Origin of the sequence: Streptomyces sp. NPDC057010 (genome assembly GCF_042673805.1) — a bacterium.
Lineage (GTDB): Bacteria > Actinomycetota > Actinomycetes > Streptomycetales > Streptomycetaceae > Streptomyces.
The window spans coordinates 1-2,263 of record NZ_JBHUSC010000126.1 but is presented as its reverse complement, the minus strand read 5'-3'; the positions used below and the strand labels follow the sequence as shown (position 1 = coordinate 2,263).

General features: G+C 78.5%; 1 protein-coding gene. It reads right to left on the bottom strand.

What is annotated here, in order from left to right; translation table 11 throughout:
* Positions 1-68 precede the first annotated feature (68 nt).
* Entirely contained in the window at positions 69-2,204 is a 2,136-nt protein-coding gene (locus ACFTXQ_RS36550) for a primosomal protein N' (protein ID WP_382649970.1), read from the bottom strand.
* Positions 2,205-2,263 lie beyond the last annotated feature (59 nt).

Sequence of the window (2,263 nt, the reverse complement as noted above, 5' to 3'; positions counted from 1 at the left end):
GGACATCCAGCCCGCCCGGCGTTCGAGGGCACGGGCGCGCAGGGCCGGCCGCACCCGCGAGCGACGCCTCAACCGATGTCCGGCGGGTCGATCCGGATGCGGACCGCGTCAGAGGCCGGGACCCCGCGAGCCATCCGCGCGGCCTGCGCCGACTTCAGCGCGGCGGCCAGGGCCGCGCCACTGCCCGGCGGCACGCGGACCAGGGCCCGCTCCCCCGGGGAGCCCTCGCCCCGCCGCGCGGGCAGCGGCACCGGCCCCAGGACCTCCGCGTCCGCCGGCAGCCCCGCGCCCGCCAGGAACTCCTCGACGACCTCGCCCCGCCCGGCGGCCACGGCCGCCATGCGCGACACCGGCGGGAACCCGAGCTGGGCCCGCTCCGCCAGCTCCCGGACCGCATGCCCGACCGGGTCCCACCGCACCAGCGCCTGCACCGGCCGCAGCGTCGGCTCGGCGACGACCACGACCTGCCCGTCCCCCCGTACCAGCGAGGCGGCCGCGATCCACCGCCGCAGCGCGTCCTCACCCGCCCGCAGGTCGGGCCGGGTCAGCATCGCCCAGCCGTCGAGCAGCAGCGCCGCCGCGTATCCGGCGCCGGCCGCGACCGGTTCGGCTCCCGGGGTGCAGACCACCAGCGCCGGCCGCTCCGGCACCTCGTCCAGGACGTGGTCGCGCCCGGAGGTCCGTACGGGCACGGCCGGGAAGGCCCGCCCCAGCTCCTCGGCGGTCCGCCGCGCGCCGACCACCTGGGCCCGCAGCCGGAAGGAACCGCACTCCTCGCAGTGCCAGGCCGGCTCGTCCCGCCCGCACCACCCGCAGTGGAGCTCCCGCGCGTCGGGGGCCTCCAGCGGCCCCGCGCAGACCGTGCAGCGGGCCGGGGTCCGGCACCGCTCGCACGCCAGCCGCGGCACGTAGCCCCGCCGCGGCACCTGGACGAGGACCGGCCCGCTCTTGAGCCCTTCCCGTACGGTTTCCCACGCCAGGCTGGGCAGCCGAGCGGCGCGGGCCGCCTCGTCGCGGGCCAGCAGCTCGTCCCCGACGGTCCGGATCCGGGGGGCGCACTCCCGGACCGTCTCGCGGCTCGCGACCAGCGGCCGGGCCCAGCCGGACTCGACGAGCTGGGCCGCCTCGACGGTGCAACTCGTGCTCCCCGCGAGGAAGGCGCAGCCGTCGCTGACCGCGCGCAGTTCCAGGACCTCGCGGACGTGCGGGAAGGGGGCGTGGTCGTCGCTGTGGCTGGAGTCCCCGTCGTCCCAGATGGCGACGAGCCCGAGGTCGCGGACGGGGGCGAACATCGCGGCCCGGGTGCCGACGACGGCGCGCACCGAGCCCCGGCTCACGGCCAGCCACTGGCGGTAGCGCTTCTCGGGGCCCGATTCGGCGGTGAGCAGCGCGTGCCGTCCCTCGCCGAGCAGGGCGGTGAGCGCGGCATCCACGCGGGCGGCCGTCCGTCCGTCGGGGACGACGGCGAGGGCTCCGCGTCCCGAGGCGAGGGTGGCGGCCATGGCGCGGGCGAGTTCGTCGGCCCAGCCGGGACCGGGCAGGGCCGTCCAGACGGCGCGCGGGGTGCCGCCGCCGGCCAGGGCGCGGAGGAAGGCGGGGCCGGCCCCGTAGCGCGTCCAGCCGCCGGGCTCGGGCACGGCGGGCGGGGGCAGCGGCTCGGGTGAGGGCTTGGCCTCGGCGCGGGCGCTCCGCGCGGGCAGGGCGAGCTGGAGCACGTCGGCCAGGCTGCCGGCGTACCGGTCGGCGACGGCCCGGGCGAGGGCCAGCATGCGGGGGCCGAGGACCACCTCGGGCGAGACGACCTGGGCGAGGGCGGCGAGGGCCCCGTTGTAGTCGGACTCGGCGCGGCGCTCGACGATGAAGCCGTCGATGAGCCCGCCGCCCTCGCGGCGGCCGCCGTGCACCCGGTGGGAGCCGGCGCCGAAGCGGACCCGGACGCGGACGCCGGGCTGGGCGGACTCGGAGAGCTCGGCGGGAACCGCGTAGTCGAAGAGCCGGTCGAGGTGGAGCACGCCCTTGTTCACGAGGACGCGGGCGACGGGCAGTTCCTCGGCTACCGCGGCCCCGCGCCAGGTGCGCGGCTTCGCCTTGGGTGCTTTGGCCTTCGCCTCGGCCACCATCTCCCGGATCAGCGCGAGCTGCTCCGGCGGGCCGCCGGGACTTCCTTCCCCGCTCCGCTGCTCGGGCTCGTTCGCGCTGCTCACACCCGCATTCTTACCAAACCCCACCGACAGCGGACGGCCCCGGACCGAGGGTCCGGGGC